Genomic DNA, 19,794 nt, shown 5'->3' on the forward strand with positions numbered 1-19,794 from the left:
CCTGGCAACGCACCTCGGGAACGCCTGCGGATCGTCCCGAACGTCGGCACGCCGTGCGCCCGTCCCGCGCGGATATGCGACGCTGGATCGAGCGCACCGGGACCGGCGCGCGAGCTGTCGAAGGAACCCATGAGCACCGATCCCACCGCGTCCGCGGCACCCCTCTACCGTCGCGACCGGCGCCAGGCCGAGCAGACGGCCGCGGAGCAGCGCAGGAGCCGCGGATGGATGGGATTCCTCCGCGACGTCGTGGTGATCGTGGTCATCGCCGTGCTCGTGTCCTTCCTCGTGAAGACCTTCGTCGTGCGGTCGTTCTTCATTCCGTCCGCCTCGATGGAGGACACGCTGATCATCGACGACCGCATCCTGGTCGACGAGCTGACGCCGATCTGGACGGGGTACTCGCGCGGCGACGTGGTGGTCTTCCGCGATCCCGGTGGCTGGCTCGACCCGGTTCCGGAGCCCGAGCGCACGCCGATCGCCGCCGGTATCGAGTGGGTCCTGAGTCTTGTGGGCCTGTCGGCCTCGGATTCGGATGACCACCTCGTCAAGCGGATCATCGGCATGCCCGGCGACCACGTCGTGTGCTGCAACGCCCTCGGCCAGGTGTCGGTGAACGACGTGCCCGTCGACGAGCTCGGCTACCTGAAGCTGCCCGCGGGCGATCGGCAGGCCTCGAACATCGAGTTCGACGTCACCGTGCCCGAGGGCTCGCTCTGGGTGATGGGCGACAACCGCGACAGCTCGAAGGACTCGCGCTACAACCGCGAGCAGCCCGGCAACGGATTTGTGCCGCTCGACCACGTTGTCGGCAAGGTCTTCCTGCGGACGTGGCCCTTCGACCGCTTCGGCGGGATCGACGGCCACCACGAGGTGTTCTCGGGCGTCCCCCGGATCGAGGAGGACGAGGGCTGATGGCCGTCGCCGTTCCCACCCTCTCGCTGGAGCGCCGGCTGCTGCGCGAGACGCCGCTGGTGTTCGCCTGCGACGAGGTGGGGCGCGGCGCGCTTGCCGGCCCCGTGGCCGTCGGAGCATCGGTGGTCGACGCGGCATCCGCGCGCCGTCGCGTGCCCATGGGCCTTCGCGACTCGAAGCTCGTTCCCGAACCCCGCCGCGCCGAGGTCGCCGAGCGCGCCGCCGGCTGGGTGCTGGCGAGCGCCGTCGGCTGGGCCGAGTCGGAGGAGATCGACGAGATCGGCATCATCCGCGCCCTCGGGCTCGCGGCGGTGCGCGCCCTCGCCGCGCTCGAGGAGCTCGGCTATGCGCCGGCGACCGGCATCGTGCTGCTCGACGGCAACCACGACTACATCAACCCGGTCGCGGCATCCCGCCTGACGGTGAGGCCGGTCATCAAGGCCGACCGCGACTGCGCGTCGGCCTCGGCGGCATCGGTGATCGCGAAGGTCGCGCGCGATGCGCGCATGGTGACGCTGCACGACGATCACCCGGCGTACGAGTGGCACAGCAACAAGGGCTACGCGAGCCCGACCCATCGCGCGGCGATCCGCGAGCACGGGCTCAGCGTTCACCATCGCCGCTCCTGGGCGATCGCTGACGCGCCGACCCTGTTCTAGCGTCGGTCGCCGAGCCGCGTCACTTGCCGTCGAGCGACAGCTCTCCTCCGGTCGTTGAGCGAGGGAGCGCCAGCGACCGAGTCGAAACGAGGTGACGTCCTCGCGGCGACGAGTCCCTCGAGCAGCGGCCGCCGCGCGTCACTTGCCGTCGAGCGACAGCTCGTCGGGAAGCTGGAAGTCGCGGCGCGAGAGCTCCTCGATGTTCACGTCCTTGAACGTGAGCACGCGCACGGACTTCACGAACCGGTCGGCGCGGTAGATGTCCCAGACCCAGACGTCCGTCATCGTGAGCTCGAAGTAGAAGTCGTGCTCGGTGTCGTGACGAACGACGCTGACGTCGTTGGCGAGGTAGAAGCGCCGCTCCGTCTCGATCACGTATTGGAACTGCGAGACGACGTCGCGGTACTCGCGATACAGCGCCAGCTCGAGTTCGCGGTCGTAATCGTCGAAGACCTCGTCATCCATGGTGACTCCATCCTATGTCCGTCGCGGGGCCCCGCCTCTCGTCCCCAGGGACCCGGGCGTCAGTCACGCAGGGGCGACCCGACCACGTCGAACCGGAAGCCGCCGAAGTCTCCGGACAGCAGCGGCCGGGCGGCCGCGATGGATGCCTGCACCTCGGGCAGAGCGAGGGAGGCGCGATGGGCCTCAGCGCTCTCCCACAGCTCGACGACGAACACGGCGTCGGGCTTGTCGTCGGAGACGCCGACCTCGTACTGCAGGCAGCCGGCCTCGGCGAGCCGGTCGCTGCGCTGTGTCAGGATCGCGACGAGCTCGTCACGTCGGCCGTGCGCGGTTCCCAGGTGTCCGACGTTCGCGAAGGTCATGGCCGGAGGCTAGCGCGGACCGCGGACACCGGCTCGGAGAGTCGTCCACAAGTCCGGATCGCGTGGACCTTGTTCGAGATCGGGGCCCGACGGCGTTCGCGCGGGCACCGTGGCCACGACGCTCGGTGCATGGCACGCAAGGATGAGCTCGGCAGAGCCGGCGAGGACCGCGCGGCCGCGTACCTGAGCGACCGCGGCTACGAGATCCTCGCCCGCAACTGGCGCTGCGCCGACGGCGAGATCGACATCGTCGCCGCGCGCGGCGAGCGGATCGTGGCGGTCGAGGTGAAGACGCGCAGCGGCATCGGCTACGGCCATCCGTTCAGCGCCATCGATGATCGCAAGCTGAGCAGGATGTGGCGGCTCGCGCTGGCCTGGGCCGCGTCGCACCCTGATGTCGCGCGGCGCCGGCGCATCGGCGTGGACGCCATCGCGATCCTCGGCCGCGATCCGCGCAGCGGCACGCTCGAGCACCTCGAGGGCCTGCGGTGAGGGTCTCGCGCACGTGGGCCGTGGCGCTGACCGGCCTGCGGGGCGAGCTCGTCGAAGTCGAGGCCGACATCACCGCTCAGACGCCGGAGTTCAAGATCATCGGCCTCGGCGACAAGGCGCTGGGGGAGGCGCAGCGCCGCGTGATGAACGCGTGCGAGAACAGCGACATGCGACTGCCCGACCGCCGCGTGACGGTGAACCTCTCGCCGGCGGGGCTTCCGAAGCAGGGAACGGGCTTCGACGTCGCGATCGCCGTCGCCTCGCTGGCGATCGACGGCTTCGTGCTGCCCGAGTCCCTCGCTCGCACCGTCCACATCGGCGAGCTGGGCCTGGACGGCAGGCTGCGTCCGGTTCCCGGAGTGCTTCCCGCGGTGCACGCGGCGGCCAGCCGCGGATTCGAGCGGTTCGTCGTGCCCCACGCGAACCTCGCGGAGGCCGAGCTGGTTCCCGGCATCGAGGTGCTGGGGGCCGTCTCGCTCGCCCAGGTCGCGCGGTGGCATGGCGCCGACGTCGAGGTGCCCGATATCGAACCCGTGCCCGGTGACGCCATCGCGGTCCGGCGTGCGGAGCCGCTCGATCTCGCGGAGATCGTCGGGCAGCCCGCGGCCGTGGAGGCGCTCATCGCCGCGGCGGCCGGCGGCCACCACCTGCTGATGTCCGGTCCGCCGGGCGCGGGCAAGACGATGCTCGCGCGGCGCCTTCCGGGCATCCTGCCGCCGCTCGACGACGAGGCGGCGCTCGAGGTCGCCTCGCTGCGATCTCTCGCCGGCGAGCGGATCGCCGCCCTGGACCGGACGCCGCCGTTCGAGGCGCCGCACCACTCGGCATCCATCGCCGCACTGGTGGGCGGCGGATCGCGCACCGCGCGACCGGGCGCCATCGCCAGGGCGAGCAGGGGAGTGCTCTTCGTCGACGAGGCCGCAGAGGCGCCCGCCGGCGTGCTCGATGCGCTGCGTCAACCCCTCGAGCAGGGCCGGATCGAGATCCACCGCGCGGGCTTCCGCGCCGAGTTCCCCGCGCGGTTCCAGCTGCTGCTCGCGACCAACCCCTGCCCCTGCGGCGAATACGGAGTGCGCGGCGGCACCTGCACGTGCGCCCCCAGCGTGGTGCGACGCTACCTCGCCAAGCTGTCCGGTCCGCTGCTCGACCGCATCGACATCGACCTTCGGCTGCAGCGGGTGTCGTCGACGCGTCCCGACGACGCGCCGGTCGTGAGCACCGCGCAGGCGCGGACGCGCGTGAAGGCGGCGCGCGACCGGGCGGCCGCGCGGCTGCAGGGCACACCCTGGCGCGTCAATGCCGAGGTGCCGGGTGCCTGGCTGCGGCAGGGGCCTCGGGCGATCCGTCCCGAGACGCGCCGGACGTTGGAGGCCGCGCTGCAGCGGGGCGCCATCACGCTCCGCGGCTACGACCGGATCCTGCGCTTGGCCTGGACGCTCGCCGACCTCGGCGGGCGGGACGAGCCCTCGGCGGCCGACGTGGGCCAGGCCCTGTTCCTGAAGAAAGGCGTCTCCTGATGACGACCTCGATGAGCGTGACGTCGGACCCTGCCCTCCGAAGAGCCGTGGAACGCGTGGCTTCCCCGCTCGGCGACCCTGAGCTGCTGACGGCCCGCCTCGCCTGGAGTGCGCTGGCGGAGCCGGGCGACAGCGTGAGCGGTCGGCTGGTGGCCGAATGCGGTCCGGTCGCGGCCCTGCGCCTCGTCGAGGACCTCGCGGCCGGGGTGCCGACCCCCGAGATCCCGGGCGTGACGCCGCAGGAGCTGACCACCTCGCTGCGGCGCTGGCAGCCACGGCTCGATGCGCGCATGTTCGAGTCGCTCGCCGTCGCGGCCGTGAAGGCGGGGCTCGCCGTGCTCACGCCCGAGGGACCGCTGTGGCCGGAGCGATTCGAGGATCTCGGAGAGCACGCACCGCTGGCGCTGTGGGTGCGCGGCGAGCCTGCGGCACTCGGCGGGCTCGACCGCTCCGCCGCCCTCGTCGGTGCGCGGGCGGCCACGCCGTACGGCGAGCACGTGGCGGCGACCCTGGCGGGCGAGCTGGCGGAGCAGGGCGTCGGCATCGTGTCGGGCGGGGCGTACGGGGTCGACGGCGCCGCGCACCGGGCCGCCCTTGGCGTGAAGGGCACGACGGTCGCCTTCGTGGCGGGCGGGGCGGATCGCGTCTATCCGGCGGCCCACGCGCATCTGTTCGCCCGCATCGCGGATGGCGGCGCGGTCGTCGCGGAGGTGCCGCCGGGTGGCACGCCGACGAAGTGGCGCTTTCTCATGCGCAACCGGCTCATCGCCGCGGTGAGCGCCGCCACCGTCGTCGTCGAGGCGGGCTGGCGCAGCGGCTCGCTGAATACCGCAGGCCACGCGGCCGCCCTCGGGCGCCCCCTGGGCGCCGTACCCGGTCCGGTGACGAGCGCCACATCGGAGGGATGTCATCGGCTGCTGCGCGAGTTCGACGCGACGTGCATCACGCGCGCGTCCGACGTCCTCGAACTCATCGGCGAGTGGGGCGTCGGCGACGACCGCACCGGCGGCGACCGCCCGCGCCCCGAGGCGATCCGGGTGCTCGACGCACTCGCCGTCCGCGCGTGGCGCACGCTCGACGACATCGCCCGCCGCTCCGGCATGTCCCTCGCCGAGGTGCAGGCGGAGCTCGGCCTGCTCGAACTCGACGGCCGCATCGAATCTTCCCTCGACGGCTGGCGCCTCCATCGCTGACGGCGGCGCGGCGCGGCGGGTCGGCGCGGCGGGGTGTTCCCGACGCGGGAAGCTGGAGTCATGCTGCTGACCCGCGCGACCGAGGCGTTCGCGACGCACCTCGAGAAGGTGCGTCGGCTCTCGTCCGCGACCGTGCGGGCATACCGGAACGACCTTCACGGCCTCGTCGAGGTGACCGGCGACATCGACGTGCGCGAAGTCGACCTCGAGCACCTGCGCGAGTGGCAATGGCAGGCGACGCGACGAGGCGATGCCCGGTCCACCCTCGCGCGGCGCACGTCCGCCGCCCGCGCGTTCTTCCGCTGGGCGCACGAGGAAGGGCTCGTCGCGGTCGACCCCAGCCTGCGCCTCGTCGCGCCCAAGCGCGGGCGGACACTTCCGCACGTCGCGACGGCCGACGCGCTCCGCGGCGTGCTCGAGCGCCTGGAGCTGCAGGCGCGGGACGGCGAGCCGCTCGTCCTGCGGGATCACGCGCTGCTCGAGCTGCTGTACGGCGCCGGCATCCGGGTCTCCGAGCTGGCCGGGCTGGACGTCGACGACGTGGATCTCGACCGCGCCACCGTCCGCGTGCTCGGCAAGGGATCGAAAGAGCGGGTCGTTCCATTCGGGGCTCCCGCCAGCCGCGCGATCGCCGCCTACCTCACCCGCGCGCGTCCCGTCCTCGCCGCGCGTGCGACGGCATCCGGCCCCGCGCTGTTCCTGGGGGTGCGGGGCGGACGGGTCGGCCCCCGCGCGGTGTACGACGTCGTCACGCGCGAGGTCGGCCCCGCACTCGGCTCGAGCGCCGTCGGGCCGCACACGCTGCGCCACTCCGCGGCGACGCACCTGCTGGACGGCGGCGCAGACCTGCGCGCGGTGCAGGAGCTGCTCGGCCACGCGAGCCTCGGCACGACGCAGATCTACACGCACGTCTCGTCCGAGCGGCTCGCCGCCGCGTACAAGCTCGCCCACCCGCGCGCCTGAGCGCTAGCAGCAGGGCAGCAGCACGGCCCGGGGGATGCCGCCGAGCAGCAGGAGCGGGTTGATGTACTCCCCGTCGAGACGCACGCCGAAATGAAGGGAGCCCGGCGCCGAATGGCCGCCCGTCGCCACGGTGCCGACCACGTCGCCGCGCGCGACGGTGTCGCCGGGGGAGAGGTCCGAGCTGACCGGCTCGAGCGTCGTGACGAGCCCGCCGCCGTGGTCGATCGTGAGGAGCGGACGGTCGACGACCGTGCCCGAGAACGCCACGGTCCCGGAGGCGGGCGCGAGCGCGTCCGATCCGACCGCCGCCGCGACGTCGATCCCGCGGTGACCGGGCCCGTAAGCATGGGCGGGAGCGGCATAGGGCTCGACGACGCGCACGCCGCCCGGCACGGGCCAGATCCAGACCTCGGCCGTCTCGATGCGCGACTCCGGATCCGGCGCGGCCGCGGCCGCGGCGGGTACGGCGAGCAGGGTCACAGCCAGCGCCATCGCCGCCGCGATCCTCTTCACCTGACCGGTCATGCCTACAGCGTCCGGCACTCGTCACTGCGGGGCCGAGGTGTCCACAGCGGGACCGGCGCGAACGGCAGGATCCGCCGCTGTGGACGACACCGCGAACGACCGGTGAACGCGGCCGGCCACGGCGCGTCCGCGGGGTCCCGCCCTGATACACTTGAGGTCGCATCCCGTGTATCGGGATGACTCCGCGTGCCCACAGCGACAACGCATCTCCGGATGAACGTCGTGGCATCCACTCCCATCGGTCCCTCTTCGTGAGGGCGGGTGTGTGCCGGGCACCAGGCTCGCCGGTCGACCGACCGGCAGATCAAAACCGCAATCGGCATGTGCCGGACAAGGTCCGCACGCGCCCAGAATCAAGGAGAAGACCATGGCTGTGGTCACCATCCGCCAGCTGCTCGACAGCGGCGTGCACTTCGGACACCAGACCCGTCGGTGGAACCCGAAGGTCAAGCGCTTCATCCTCACGGAGCGCAGCGGCATCCACATCATCGACCTCCAGCAGTCGCTGACGTACATCGACAAGGCGTACGACTTCGTCAAGGAGACCGTCGCCCGTGGCGGCACCGTGCTGTTCGTCGGCACGAAGAAGCAGGCGCAGGAGGTGCTCGCCGAGCAGGCGACCCGCGTCGGCCAGCCCTACGTGAACGAGCGCTGGCTCGGTGGTCTGCTGACCAACTTCCAGACCGTGTCGAAGCGCCTCGCGCGCATGAAGGAGCTCGAGGAGCTCGACTTCAACGACCCGGCCGGCACCGGCTTCACCAAGAAGGAGCTGCTGCTCAAGAAGCGCGAGCTGGACAAGCTCCACAAGTCGCTCGGCGGCATCCGCAACCTCACGCGCACGCCCTCGGCCCTGTGGGTCGTCGACGCCAAGCGCGAGCACCTCGCGATCGACGAGGCGAAGAAGCTGGGCATCCCGGTCATCGGCATCCTCGACACGAACGTCGACCCCGACGACCTGCAGTACCCGATCCCGGGTAACGACGACGCCATCCGCTCGGTGGGCCTGCTGACGCGCATCATCGCCGACGCCGCCGCCGAGGGCCTGCAGCAGAAGCACAACCCCGAGGGTGACGCCGAGCCGCTGGCCGAGTGGGAGCGCGAGCTCCTCGAGACCCCGGCCGAGACCGAGGCGCCCGCCGCCGAGGCGACCGAGGCGCCCGCCGCGGAGGAGACCCCGGCCGCTGAGGCCGAGGTCGCCGAGGAGCCGGCCGCCGAGGCCGAGGCTCCCGCCGCCGAGACCACCGAGAAGTAAGTCGTCCGGATCCGACCGGATCCACCGAACCTGAGGAGCCAGCAACAAATGGCCAACTTCACCATCGCCGACATCAAGGCGCTGCGCGAGCAGCTCGGCACGGGCATGGTCGACACCAAGAAGGCGCTCGAGGAGGCCGACGGCGACGTCGAGAAGGCCACCGAGATCCTCCGTCTCAAGGGTGCGAAGGGCAACGCGAAGCGTGCCGACCGCTCCACGAGCGAGGGCCTGGTCGCCGCGCGTGAGGTCGACGGCAAGGTCACGCTGATCGAGCTCGCCTGCGAGACCGACTTCGTCGCCAAGAACGACCGCTTCATCGCGCTTGCCGACAAGGTGGCCGATGCGGCCGCCGCGGTCGCCGCCGACTCGGCCGAGGCCGCGCTTGCCGCCGCCGCGGGCGACAAGACGGTCGAGCAGCTGATCTCGGACGAGGCAGCCATCATCGGCGAGAAGGTCGAGCTGCGCCGCGTGCGCACGCTGTCCGGCGACGCCTTCCAGGTCTACCTCCACAAGACCAGCAAGGACCTGCCTCCGCAGGTCGGCGTGGCGGTCGCGTACACGGGCGGCGACGCCGAGACGGCTCGCAGCATCGCGCAGCACATCTCGTTCGCGAACCCGTCGTACCTGACGCGCGACGAGGTCCCCGAGGCCGAGGTCGAGAAGGAGCGTGCGGTCGTCACCGAGCTCACGCGCCAGGAGGGCAAGCCCGAGGCCGCCCTTCCGAAGATCGTCGAGGGTCGCATCAACGCCTACTTCAAGCAGGTCGCCCTGCTCGACCAGGCGTACGCCAAGGACGACAAGCAGTCCGTGAAGCAGGTGGCCGAGGCCGCCGGCATCACGATCACCGGCTTCGTCCGCTTCAAGGTCGGCGCCTGAGAGCGCCCCGGGCGCTCTCAGTGACAGGCTGACAGCGTCTCGAGGGGGCTCGGATCCATCCCGGATCCGGGCCCCCTTTCCGCGCGCGGCGGCGAACTCGCTGCGCGCTCCCTGCGGAGACCACCGCCACCGGTAGCGTAGGAACGCGACGAGAGGAACACACACGTGATCGATGAGAAGACCGGGCGCCGCCGCGTCCTGCTCAAGCTCTCCGGCGAGGCCTTCGGCGGCGGGCAGCTGGGTGTGAACCCGGATGTCGTCAGCCAGATCGCCCGTGAGATCGCCGAGGCGACCGATCGCGTGGAGATCGCCATCGTCGTCGGCGGCGGCAACTTCTTCCGCGGTGCCGAGCTGAGCCAGCGCGGGATGGACCGCGGACGCGCCGACTACATGGGAATGCTGGGCACGGTGATGAATGCGCTCGCCCTGCAGGACTTCCTCGAGCAGGCAGGGGCCGCCACCCGTGTGCAGTCGGCAATCGCCATGACGCAGGTCGCCGAGCCGTACATCCCGCGTCGCGCGCAGCGCCACATGGAGAAGGGCCGCGTTGTGATCTTCGGCGCCGGCGCCGGGCTTCCATACTTCTCGACTGACACCGTCGCCGCTCAGCGCGCGCTGGAGATCGGCGCGGACGAGGTTCTCGTCGCGAAGAACGGCGTCGACGGCGTCTACACGGCCGACCCGCGCACCGACCCGACGGCCACGAAGCTCGACACCGTGAGCTACGCCGACGCGCTCGTCCAGGGCCTGAAGGTCGTCGACTCGACCGCGTTCAGCCTCTGCATGGACAACCGGATCGACATGCGCGTGTTCGGCATGGAGCCCTCGGGCAACGTCACGCAGGCCCTCCTCGGCGCCGAGATCGGCACGCTGGTCACGGCCTGAGGCGGGCCCGCCGCTCCCAGAGCGCGCCCAGCGCGCACACTAAACTCTTCAAGTACCACCCCGACGAATGGAGTCACCGTGATCGCGGACGTCCTGGCCGAAGCCACTTCCCGCATGGATCGAGCCGTCGAGGCGGCGAAGGAGGACTTCTCCACTGTCCGCACCGGTCGCGCCAACCCCCAGCTGTTCCAGAAGGTCCTCGTCGACTACTACGGCACGCCCACGCCGCTGCAGCAGCTCGCGGCGCTCGCCAACCCGGAGGCGCGCACGCTGCTCGTGACGCCGTACGACAAGTCGGCGCTGAAGGCGATCGAGGACGCGATCCGCGAGATGCCGAACCTCGGGGCGAACCCGACCAACGACGGCAACCTGATCCGCATCACCATGCCCGAGCTGACCTCGGAGCGCCGCAAGGAGTTCGTGAAGCTCGTGCGCACCAAGGGCGAGGACGCGAAGGTGCGCATCCGCGGCATCCGCCGTCAGATCAAGGACGACCTCGACGCGCTGAAGGACGAGATCGGCGAGGACGACATCGCCCGCGGCGAGAAGGAGCTCGACGCCATCACGAAGGCGCACGTCGAGAAGATCGACGAGGCCCTCAAGCACAAAGAGGCAGAGCTTCTCGAGGTCTGATCCATGAGCGACGTTCCGGAGGCAGAGGGGGCGGCGGCCGACGCATCGCGCCGTCCCGCCGCGCCGCACGGCGCGGAGCAGCCGAGCCTCGTGACGCCGCCCGTCAGCGCGCCGCCCGAGGTGAAGCACGAGAGCCTTCCCGCGGCGTCGCGCGTGGATCACACGGCCGAGCTGCAGGCGCGCATCCGCGCCGCCCGCAGCGAGTTCGAGATGCACGCGGCGCACGCCCGCGACCAGTTCGACGAGGCGAACGAGCGCATCAAGGCGCGCACCGGCCGCGATCTGCTCGTGGCGATCGCGATCGGCCTCGCGATCGGCGTGATCACGGTGTCGTCGCTGGTCTTCGTCAAGTGGACGTTCACGATCTTCGCGGCGGCGGCCGCCGTGCTCAGCGTCTTCGAGCTCTCCCGCGCGCTGCAGGCGGGCGGCCGTCGCATCGACCTGGTGCCGCAGCTCGCCGCCGTGGCGCTGCTGCTGGTCTCGGGCTACGCCGGTGACCTGTGGCTTCACTGGTCGATGCTGTTCGCGTCCATCGCGCTCGTGATCGTCTGGCGCCTGATGGCGCAGATGGCCGCGCAGGACGGCCGGGTGTACGCGGATGTGCTCGCCGACGTCGTCGTCGGCGCGTTCGTCACGCTGTACGTGCCGTTCCTTGCAAGCCTCGCGCTTGTGCTGCTGCGTGAGCCCGGCGGCGAGTGGTGGGTCCTGGCGTTCATCGCAGTGGTGGTCGTCGCGGACACGGGGGCGTACGCCGCGGGTCTCGCCTTCGGCCGCACGCCGATGGCGCCTCGGATCAGCCCGAACAAGACGTGGGAGGGCTTCGCCGGCGCGGTCCTCGCCTCGCTCGTCGCGGGCGCCCTGCTCGCGCACTTCATGCTCGCGCTGCCCTGGTGGAGCGGCCTCATCTTCGGTGCCGTCGTCATGGGCACCGCGACCGCTGGGGACCTCAGCGAGTCGATGGTCAAGCGCGATTTGGGGATCAAGGACATGAGCTCATGGCTTCCTGGGCACGGGGGAGTGCTTGACCGTCTCGACAGCATCCTGCCGTCGGCGACGGCGGCGCTCATCCTGCACCACCTGCTGGCGCCGCTGGGCGCGTCGGGGGTCACCCCGTGAGCGGCGCGACGCAGCCGTTCCCGCTGGCGCAGGGTCGCGAGAAGGGGTACGACCGCGAGGCGGTCGACGAGTTCCTGGCGAAGGCGCGCGGCACGTTCGAGCAGGGCGCATCCGCCATCGACGCGCGCGCGGTCCGCGAGGTGGCGTTCCCTCTGCGCCGCGGCGGCTACCAGATCGCCGCGGTCGACGCGGCGCTGGGCCGGATCGAGGACGCCTTCGCGGCGCGTGAGCGTGAGCGCGCGATCGCCTCGGGCGGCGCCGAGGTCTGGGTCGAGCGGGCGCGCGCGGAGGCGCAGGTCATCCTCGACCGGATGAGCCGTCCCAAGGGCCGGCGCTTCGACCGCGTGTCCTGGCTCTCGTACGGCTACGCGCCCGACGAGGTGGATCTCGTCGCGGATCGGCTGACCCGCTATTTCGAGGCGGGGGAGCCGGTGACGGTCGAGCAGGTGCGTGCGGCCGCCTTCCGGCTGGTGCGCGGCGGCTACCGGGAGGAGCAGGTCGACGCGCTGCTCGACGCGGTGGTCGACGTGATGCTCGCGGTGCGTTGAGCGCATTTGTCACGAACTGATCACATTCGCGGTGGATTCCCCGGAAGGCCCGGGTTAGACTCGGGGAACTGTGACTTCCGCCTACGAGACCCGAACCCGGACGGCAACCCAGATCACGCGCCGTGATGCGCGCGCGCTGACGGCCCGTACCGCCGCCCCCGCGCAGACGCGCCTCAGCCGTCGCCGCGGGGTGCTCAGCGTCTTCGCGGGTGTCGCCGCGTTCGGCTTCCTCGCCGCGTATCTTGTGCCCACGACGGCCGCGCTTGCCGAGGGCGTCGCGACGTCCAGCTACGACACGGCGCAGGCCGACGCGCAGGTCTACGTCGCCGCGGCGAATCTGACGCCCGCCGGCAGCGTGCAGTACGGCTCGTACGAGGTCGAGCTCGTGCCTCAGGCCGATGGCGCACCGCACCCGAAGGCGCCTGTCGACGAGTGGGTCGCGTACGCCGAGAGCAAGGACATCTCGGTGCCCGAGGGCGCCACGCGCGACGAGGTCATCGCGCTCGTGGACAAGGCCGCCGAGGAGGCCGCGAAGGCCGCCGAGCAGCCCACCGTCGCCGCAGCCTCCGGCGGCGGGGCCCCCGCGGCCGCTGTCCAGGTGCCGTTCTACACGGGCGGCGGCTCGAAGGAGCAGTGGATGGCCGCTGCCGGCATCGCCCAGGGCGACTGGGGCTACGTCGACTACATCGTCTCGCGCGAGAGCGGCTGGAACCCGAATGCGACAAACGCGTCGTCGGGAGCCTGCGGTCTCGTCCAGGCGCTCCCGTGCAGCAAGGTGCCCGGCGGCGGCTACGACCCCGTCGCGAACCTGACGTGGGCCAACGGCTACGCGGTCGGCCGCTACGGCAGCTGGGCCAACGCGTACGCCTTCTGGACCTCCAACCACTGGTGGTAGGCCGCGCGCAATGCCACGCTCGCACCGTGGTCGCCGGGATGACCGCGACGACGACTCGCTCGACCGCCTGATCGCGGGATGGCGGCGCACCGAGACCCGGCGCGGCCGCGAGTACTCGGTGCAGCCGGTCTCCGGCGCCCGCACCGAGAAGAGCTACACGTGCCCCGGGTGCAGCCGTTCCATCGAGATCGGTGTCGCGCATGTCGTCGTGTGGCGGGAAGACGGCGTCATGGGCCCGGCCGCCGATCTCGCGGCGCGGCGCCACTGGCACACCCACTGCTGGAAGACGGCCTGAGGGCCGCGGAGGGAGTCACATGGAGATCCGCGGAGCCACGCTGCTGCCGGCACGGCGCGAAGACATCGAGCTTCACACAAGCGACGGCCTCAGCCTCGTCGGTGAGCTCTCGCTGCCGGCCGACAGGGAACCCGTCGCGACGCTCGTCACGCTGCATCCGCTGCCGACGCACGGCGGCTTCATGGACTCGCACATCATCCGCAAGGCCGCCGCGCGCCTGCCCGCCCTTGCCGACCTCGGCGTGCTGCGGTTCAACACGCGCGGCACGACGTCGCCACGCGGCACGAGCGACGGACAGTTCGGCGAGGGCGTCGCGGAGGAGGCCGATGTCGCCGCCGCCATGGCGTTCGTCGCGGAGCGCGGTCTGCCCGACCCCTGGCTCCTCGGCTGGTCGTTCGGCACCGAGCTGGCCCTGAAGTACGGGCGGCAGCACAACATCCGAGGGACGATCCTGCTGTCGCCTCCGCTTCACCGCACGACGGATGATGAGCTCCGCGCGTGGGAGGGGGATCCGCGACCGCTCGTCGCGCTGATCCCGGAGTTCGACGACTACCTGCGCCCCGCCGAGGCCGCCGAGCGCTTCTCGCTCATCCCGCACATCCGGCTGATCGACGTCGCCGAGGGCAAGCACCTCTGGGTCGGTGAGAAGCAGACCTATCGCGTGCTCAGCGAGATCGTCGGCGTGGTGAATCCCCACGCGCTTCCGCTGCCGACGTCCTATTAGGTCGCTTCGCTCCACGCTCGCTGCGCTCGCACATCGGCTGCAGGTGCGGCGGTCAGCGCTCGTTCATGCGCGGGATGACCACCTGGCGGTAGATGATCAGGATGCTCGCCGCGACCGGGATCGCGATGAGCGCGCCCAGCAGGCCGAGCAGCGCGCCACCCGCGAGGGCGGAGACCACGACCACTCCGCCTGGCACCGACACTGCGCGGCTCATGATGCGCGGCGACAGCACGTACGCCTCGATCTGCATGTACACGAGGTAGTAGATGGCGGCGATGATCGCCGTGGTGGGGGAGCCGAGCCCCGGGATCAGGCACGTGAGCGCGATGATCGTCGAACCCGTGAGCGTTCCGACGAGCGGGATCATCGACCCGAGGAACGCGACGACCGCCAGGACCGCGGGGAACGGCGCGCGGATGATGTTCAGGAAGATCAGGCTCAGGACGCCGTTGATGAGCGCGAGGCTCACCTGCCCCATGACGTAGTAGCCGACCGAATCGGTGATCTGGTCGCCGAGCGAGACGAACGTCGGGCGCTTCGACGCGGGCGCGAGCTGATAGATCGAGCGCTTCAGCGACGGCGTCGACGCCGTGAAGTAGATCGTCAGGATCAGGATGATGAAGGCGCCGAACAGGCCGTTGACCACGCCGAACGTGACGCCGACGAGGCTCTCGCTGATGGTGTCGATGTTGCCGACGAGCCAGTCCTGGACCGTGGTGAACACCTGCGTGATGACGTCCTCCTGGAAGTACAGCAGCAGCCACGCTTGGAGGTCCTGCTGCCAGGTGCCGCGCTGGATGATCGCACTCACCGCGTTGATCAGCTCGCCGATCTGGCCCGCGAGCACGGGCAGGATGAGGAGCACGATGCCCGCGAAGAGCCCCAGCACGGCGATGAGCGTGATCAGCACGGCGGCCCAGCGAGGCAGCCGACGACGCTCGAGCCACGAGACGACCGGGTCGAGGCCCAGCGCGATGAACAGCGCCGTTCCGACGTAGAGGAGGATCGTCGAGAGGGTCTGCAGGCTCTGCAGCAGCATGATGCCGAGACCGACGCCGAGGGTTGCCACCAATGCGACCCGGAACGGGTTGTGGATCTTCACGCAGTCTCCTCCGGGATCGTCCTCTGCGGACAGTGTCGTGAGGTCAGGATATGGGGCTCGGGCGACCGGTTCCGCGCGCGACCTGCTCCTGGGCGGTTTTCAGGACGCTTCGCTAGTCTGGAAAGTCGAGTGCCGAGATCCGCCGTACCGATGAGCGGGTCTGTTAGGAGTCGGATTCGTGCGTTTCGTCTGGGCCGTCATCGCCTTCGTGCTCGCGGCCGCGCTGATCGGCGCCGGAATCGCCCAGCGCACCGTGTTTCTGGGGCCGGACACGGCCACGATGCAGGTCGATGTCCAGGAGGATCAGCCGTACACGCTGATCGATGCGGAGGTGTTCCGCGCCCACTCCGGCACGCAGACGCTCAGGGTCGAGGGCTCCGAGCAGATCTACCTCGCGTACAGCCGCACCGCCGACCTGGAGGCCTGGCTGTCCGACGCGCCGTACACGCACGTGACGCTGGATGACGACGGCGAGGCCGTCGCCGAGTCGGTGCCCGCCGCGGAGCCCTCGTGGGAGGGCGACGTGTATCCGGGCCGCAACCCCGCGGGATCGGATCTGTGGCTCGAGGAGCGCACCGCCGAGGGGTCGCTCAGCACGCCGCTTCAGCTTCCCGAGGACGTCAGCGTCCTCCTCGCCTCCGACGGCCACGCACCGGCGCCGGCGGACATCTCGATCGTCTGGCCGATCTCCAACGCGACGCCGTGGGCCGGCCCGCTGATCGTCGCCGGCGCGCTGATCCTGCTGGTCGGGGTCATCCTGTGGGTCCTCGGGATCCGTCACGTCCGTCGCTCGCGCGGACCCCGCCGCAAGGGCAGCGTCCAGGCCGAGCCGCGGCGCCGCGCGCTCGGGGCGGGTCGCCGACGCGGCGCGGTCGCGGCCGCGGAGCCGCGCAAGGAGCTGACCGCCGGGCCCGACGCCGCATCGAGCGACGAGGCCGCGGAGGGAGCCGACGCCGCCGACAACCCCGACGCGTCGTCGGATGCGCCGGAGAAGAACGGCGAAGACGAGGCGCCCGGTGGCAGCAGTCGCCGTGGCGGTCGGCGCGCCCTGCTCGCTGTACCCGTGTTCGGGCTGACGGCGGCGCTTCTCACCGGCTGCTCGCCCGACGCGTGGCCGCAGTTCGGCTCCACGCCCACGCCGACGCCCACCGAGACGGTCGTGGCACCGGAGAATCAGCAGGCTCCCGCGCTGACCGACGCTCAGGCGGTGCGGATCGCCGAGGACATCGCCGCGACCGTGGAGAAGGCGGATGCCGACCGCGATCTCGACCTGGCGAAGACCCGTCTCGACGGCATCGCCCTGACGATGCGCGAGGTCAACTACCGCATCCGCGGCGACGTCGAGGACTATCCCGCCCCGCTGCCGATCCCGGGCGACAGCGTGCGGATCATCCTGCCCCAGGCGTTCGACGAGTGGCCCCGCTCGGCGATGCTCGTCGTCGAGGGCGAGGCCGCGGCCGAGGGTGAGCAGGCCCCGCCGACGATCATGAACATCACGCAGGCGGACCCTTGGGCGAAGTACAAGGTGACGACCGTGGCGAGCCTCGAAGCGGCCGCGGAGCTCCCGAAGCTCGCGCCCTGGTGGCTGGGCGCGGCGCTCGTTCCGCCGGACTCGTCGTTCCTCGCGATCGCGCCGGCCGAGCTCCCGGCCGCCTACGCGGACATCCTCGCCCACGGCGAGAAGAGCAAGTTCGCACCGCTGTTCGACCTTGAAAGCGACAGCTTCCGCACCGCGCTCGAGGACGCCCGCGCGGAGACGCTGTCGAGGTTCCAGGAGACCGGCGCGGAGACGGGCGAGATGACGTTCGAGCAGGGCGTGGGCCCGTCGGATCCGACGGCCCTCGCGACGCTCGAGAGCGGGGCCATCGTCGCGGTGACGGTGGACACGCGCATCGTGACGGCGCCGACGGATGAGGGCGTCGTCGTCAAGTTCCCTGGCAACAAGGGCGTGGTCGCGCTCGTCGGCGAGGAGACCTCATCCACCCCCGTCGTCGAGACCGCGACGAACCAGCTGTTCTTCGCGGTGCCGGCCCAGGGCTCGCCCGAGCGGATCCGCCTGCTCGGCTACTCCTCGGGGCTGCGCACCGCGGAGATCCGCGAGGAATGATCCGAGACCGGTCGATCGTTGCATCGAACGGATCCGTCGAAAGGTGACCGATGGCTGACGCCTCCTCCACGCTGAACGCCGCTGCCCTGCGCGGGGCGGTGGACCTGTCCTCGCTGCGCAACCGGCCCGCGCCCGCGCAGCCGGCCGCCGGCGGCTCCGCTACCGCCCAGCCGGGCCCCGCGGGCGCCGCGGGCGCCGCGCCGCAGGGTGCGCTGCCGCTCGTGTTCGACGTCTCCGATGCCACGTTCGGCGAGGTGCTCGAGCTCTCCCGGCAGGTGCCGGTGGTCGTCGACCTCTGGGCCGAGTGGTGCGGGCCGTGCAAGCAGCTGAGCCCCGTGCTCGAGAAGGTCGTCACCGAGCTCGCGGGGCGCCTTGTGCTCGCGAAGGTCGACGTCGACGCGAACCCGCAGCTGCAGCAGGCGTTCCGCGCCCAGTCGATCCCCATGGTCGTCGCGCTCGTGGCCGGCCAGCCGGTTCCGCTGTTCACCGGTGCCGTGCCCGAGGAGCAGGTGCGTCAGGTCTTCGACCAGCTGCTGCAGCTCGCCGCGCAGAACGGCGTGACCGGGACGGTGCCCGTGGAGGGCGCACCCGAAGAGGCGCCGGCCGAACCGCCGATGCCGCCGCTGCACGCCGAGGCGTTCGCGGCGATCGAGGCAGGCGACTATCCGCGCGCGATCACTGCGTACGAGCAGGCGCTCAAGGAGAACCCGCGCGACGAGGACGCCAAGGCGGGTCTCGCGCAGGTGAGCCTGCTCGCCCGCGTGCAGGGTGTCGATCTGCAGGCCGCCCGTCAGGCGGCCGCCGACGCGCCGCGGGACGTGGATGCGCAGCTCGTCGTCGCCGATCTCGACATCGCGGGTGGCCACGTGGACGACGCGTTCGACCGTCTGCTCGAGCTGTTCGCCTCGCTGCCGTCGGAGGAGCGCGCGCCCGTGCGGGAGCGGCTCGTGGAGCTGTTCGGCCTCGTCGGCGCCGCCGACCCGCGCGTCGTCCGCGCCCGCGGGCAGCTGACCTCGCTGCTCTTCTGATCGCCGCCGGGTCTCGGCCGTGACCATCTACCTCGACCACGCCGCGACCGCGCCCCTGCGCACCGAGGCGCGCGACGCGTGGCTCGAGGCGTCGCAGGTCGTCGGCAACGCCTCGTCCATCCACGGGGCGGGGCAGACCGCGCGGCGACTGCTCGAGGACGCCCGCGAGCGCCTCTCGGGCGTGCTGGACTGCCAGCCGATCGAGGTCGTCTTCACCTCGGGCGGCACCGAGGCGGTCAACCTCGCGCTCAAGGGGCTGTGGTGGGCGCGGCCGTCGGGGACGGACGCGATCGTGCTGCCCGACGGGGAGCATCACGCCACACTCGACGCCGTCGAGTGGCTGAGGGCGCATGAGGCTGCACGGGTCGTTCCCGTCCCGCTCGACGCGGCCGCGCGCATCCTGCCCGATCGCTTCGCGGAGGCCCTGGACGAGGGCACCGCGCTGGCGACCGCCCTGGCGGCGAACAACGAGGCGGGGACGGTCAACGATGTCGCGACCCTGGCGGCCATCGCGGCTCAGCGCGGAGTGCCGCTGCACGTGGACGCGGTCGCCGCGTTCGGGCACGTGCCGGTGAGTTTCCGTCGCTGGCGGGGCGGGGCATCCGGATCCGTCGGGCTCGTTGCGCTCAGCGTGTCGGGGCACAAGATCGGCGCACCCGTCGGCACGGGGGCGCTCGTCGTCTCCCGCGACGCCGCGCCGACCGCACTGCTCCACGGCGGCGGGCAGCAGCGGACGCTGCGGGCGGGGACGCAGGATGTCCCGGGCGCGGTGGCGCTCGCGGTTGCGGCCGAGCTGGCGGAGCGGGAGCGCGACGCGGAGACCACGCGGCTGTCCGGCCTGCGCGAGCGCCTCATCGCGGGCGTCCACGCCGGCGTGCCGGAGGCCATCCTGCTCGGCGATCCTGTCGACCGGCTGCCGGGCAACGTCCACCTGCATCTGCCGGGTGCGCCGGGTGAGTCACTGCTGTACCTGCTCGATCGGGCGGGGATCGCGGTGTCCACCGGGTCCGCGTGCCAAGCGGGGGTTCCGGAACCGTCCCACGTCGTGATGGCCATGGGATACGACGAGCGCGCCGCGCGACAGGTGCTGCGGATCACGCTCGGACGCACGACGACCGAGGAGCACGTCGACGCGCTGCTCGCCGCCCTGCCGGACGCGTATCGCCAGGCCGCGCGCCGCTGATCCGCACGGTTGCTGAGCGGCCGGAGCGCCGAGGCGATCATCCGGCCCTCGTCCAGCCC

The 19,794-nt window shown here is 71.6% G+C and carries 22 protein-coding genes; 18 read left to right on the forward strand and 4 right to left on the reverse strand.

Annotated elements, in window-relative coordinates:
• Positions 1-129: 129 nt before the first annotated feature.
• Complete coding sequence (gene lepB / locus ABD161_RS05125; RefSeq protein WP_425560790.1) at positions 130-915, forward strand: signal peptidase I; 786 nt, start codon at positions 130-132, stop codon at positions 913-915.
• On the forward strand, positions 915-1,574 hold the full coding sequence (locus tag ABD161_RS05130; protein ID WP_344000296.1) for a ribonuclease HII: 660 nt from the start codon (positions 915-917) through the stop codon (positions 1,572-1,574). The genes lepB and ABD161_RS05130 overlap by 1 nt, the downstream gene beginning before the upstream one ends.
• A 138-nt stretch (positions 1,575-1,712) precedes the next feature.
• Here ABD161_RS05130 and ABD161_RS05135 read toward each other — a convergent pair whose 3' ends face one another.
• Positions 1,713-2,039 (reverse strand): DUF2469 domain-containing protein, encoded by a 327-nt coding sequence (locus ABD161_RS05135; protein ID WP_135112062.1) that lies wholly within the window; start codon positions 2,037-2,039, stop codon positions 1,713-1,715.
• Between the two features lie 59 nt (positions 2,040-2,098).
• Positions 2,099-2,401: a putative quinol monooxygenase gene (locus ABD161_RS05140; protein ID WP_344000299.1), complete on the reverse strand. Its 303-nt coding sequence runs from the start codon at positions 2,399-2,401 to the stop codon at positions 2,099-2,101.
• A gap of 129 nt (positions 2,402-2,530) precedes the next feature.
• Here ABD161_RS05140 and ABD161_RS05145 point away from each other — a divergent pair, with 129 nt between their 5' ends.
• From ABD161_RS05145 to ABD161_RS05160, 4 genes are read left to right on the forward strand one after another with little or no spacing between them, the layout of a single operon-like run.
• Positions 2,531-2,893, forward strand: coding sequence for a YraN family protein (locus ABD161_RS05145; protein WP_344000301.1), 363 nt, complete (start codon positions 2,531-2,533; stop codon positions 2,891-2,893).
• Positions 2,890-4,410, forward strand: coding sequence for a YifB family Mg chelatase-like AAA ATPase (locus ABD161_RS05150; RefSeq protein WP_344000303.1), 1,521 nt, complete (start codon positions 2,890-2,892; stop codon positions 4,408-4,410). The genes ABD161_RS05145 and ABD161_RS05150 overlap by 4 nt, the downstream gene beginning before the upstream one ends.
• A gap of 56 nt (positions 4,411-4,466) precedes the next feature.
• On the forward strand, positions 4,467-5,603 hold the full coding sequence (gene dprA, locus ABD161_RS05155) for a DNA-processing protein DprA (protein WP_344000305.1): 1,137 nt from the start codon (positions 4,467-4,469) through the stop codon (positions 5,601-5,603).
• A gap of 60 nt (positions 5,604-5,663) precedes the next feature.
• Positions 5,664-6,566, forward strand: coding sequence for a tyrosine recombinase XerC (locus tag ABD161_RS05160; protein WP_344000307.1), 903 nt, complete (start codon positions 5,664-5,666; stop codon positions 6,564-6,566).
• Between the two features lie 3 nt (positions 6,567-6,569).
• On the opposite strand, the gene ABD161_RS05165 is transcribed toward ABD161_RS05160, so the two are convergent.
• Positions 6,570-7,091 carry a murein hydrolase activator EnvC family protein gene (locus tag ABD161_RS05165; RefSeq protein WP_228066451.1) on the reverse strand — a complete coding sequence of 174 codons (522 nt, stop codon included), beginning with the start codon at positions 7,089-7,091 and terminating at the stop codon, positions 6,570-6,572.
• Positions 7,092-7,458: 367 nt separating this feature from the next.
• Between ABD161_RS05165 and rpsB the strand changes: the two genes are divergently transcribed.
• From rpsB to ABD161_RS05210, 9 genes are all read left to right on the forward strand, one after another.
• Positions 7,459-8,343, forward strand: a complete 885-nt coding sequence (gene rpsB, locus ABD161_RS05170; RefSeq protein WP_344000310.1) for a 30S ribosomal protein S2 — start codon at positions 7,459-7,461, stop codon at positions 8,341-8,343.
• Positions 8,344-8,391: 48 nt separating this feature from the next.
• On the forward strand, positions 8,392-9,219 hold the full coding sequence (gene tsf, locus ABD161_RS05175) for a translation elongation factor Ts (RefSeq protein ID WP_135112074.1): 828 nt from the start codon (positions 8,392-8,394) through the stop codon (positions 9,217-9,219).
• A gap of 165 nt (positions 9,220-9,384) precedes the next feature.
• Complete coding sequence (gene pyrH, locus ABD161_RS05180; protein ID WP_135112076.1) at positions 9,385-10,104, forward strand: UMP kinase; 720 nt, start codon at positions 9,385-9,387, stop codon at positions 10,102-10,104.
• A gap of 78 nt (positions 10,105-10,182) precedes the next feature.
• A complete protein-coding gene (gene frr / locus ABD161_RS05185) occupies positions 10,183-10,737 on the forward strand; it encodes a ribosome recycling factor (RefSeq protein WP_135112078.1) in 555 nt (184 codons plus the stop codon).
• A gap of 3 nt (positions 10,738-10,740) precedes the next feature.
• Complete coding sequence (locus tag ABD161_RS05190; RefSeq protein WP_344000314.1) at positions 10,741-11,853, forward strand: phosphatidate cytidylyltransferase; 1,113 nt, start codon at positions 10,741-10,743, stop codon at positions 11,851-11,853.
• Positions 11,850-12,401 carry a DivIVA domain-containing protein gene (locus ABD161_RS05195; RefSeq protein ID WP_135112082.1) on the forward strand — a complete coding sequence of 184 codons (552 nt, stop codon included), beginning with the start codon at positions 11,850-11,852 and terminating at the stop codon, positions 12,399-12,401. Before ABD161_RS05190 ends, ABD161_RS05195 begins: the two co-directional genes overlap by 4 nt.
• A gap of 70 nt (positions 12,402-12,471) precedes the next feature.
• The gene (locus ABD161_RS05200) at positions 12,472-13,296 is read left to right on the forward strand and encodes an aggregation-promoting factor C-terminal-like domain-containing protein (protein WP_344000317.1); all 825 of its coding nucleotides are present in this window, start codon (positions 12,472-12,474) and stop codon (positions 13,294-13,296) included.
• A gap of 10 nt (positions 13,297-13,306) precedes the next feature.
• Positions 13,307-13,591 (forward strand): hypothetical protein, encoded by a 285-nt coding sequence (locus tag ABD161_RS05205; protein WP_344000319.1) that lies wholly within the window; start codon positions 13,307-13,309, stop codon positions 13,589-13,591.
• 19 nt (positions 13,592-13,610) lie between these two features.
• A complete protein-coding gene (locus ABD161_RS05210) occupies positions 13,611-14,315 on the forward strand; it encodes an alpha/beta hydrolase (protein WP_344000321.1) in 705 nt (234 codons plus the stop codon).
• Positions 14,316-14,367: 52 nt separating this feature from the next.
• Here ABD161_RS05210 and ABD161_RS05215 read toward each other — a convergent pair whose 3' ends face one another.
• On the reverse strand, positions 14,368-15,417 hold the full coding sequence (locus ABD161_RS05215; protein ID WP_344000323.1) for an AI-2E family transporter: 1,050 nt from the start codon (positions 15,415-15,417) through the stop codon (positions 14,368-14,370).
• A gap of 178 nt (positions 15,418-15,595) precedes the next feature.
• On the opposite strand from ABD161_RS05215, the gene ABD161_RS05220 reads away from it, so the two are divergent.
• Genes ABD161_RS05220 through ABD161_RS05230 form a run of 3 tightly spaced genes read left to right on the forward strand, consistent with a single transcriptional unit; the run spans position 15,596 to position 19,735 of the window.
• The gene (locus ABD161_RS05220) at positions 15,596-17,524 is read left to right on the forward strand and encodes a DUF8094 domain-containing protein (RefSeq protein WP_344000324.1); all 1,929 of its coding nucleotides are present in this window, start codon (positions 15,596-15,598) and stop codon (positions 17,522-17,524) included.
• A 50-nt stretch (positions 17,525-17,574) separates the two neighbouring features.
• The gene (locus ABD161_RS05225; protein ID WP_344000326.1) at positions 17,575-18,552 is read left to right on the forward strand and encodes a tetratricopeptide repeat protein; all 978 of its coding nucleotides are present in this window, start codon (positions 17,575-17,577) and stop codon (positions 18,550-18,552) included.
• A gap of 19 nt (positions 18,553-18,571) precedes the next feature.
• Positions 18,572-19,735, forward strand: a complete 1,164-nt coding sequence (locus ABD161_RS05230; protein WP_344000328.1) for a cysteine desulfurase family protein — start codon at positions 18,572-18,574, stop codon at positions 19,733-19,735.
• The last annotated feature ends 59 nt before the right edge of the window (positions 19,736-19,794 follow it).

It is taken from the genome of Microbacterium paludicola (assembly GCF_039529675.1).
In the GTDB taxonomy this organism is placed as follows: domain Bacteria; phylum Actinomycetota; class Actinomycetes; order Actinomycetales; family Microbacteriaceae; genus Microbacterium; species Microbacterium paludicola.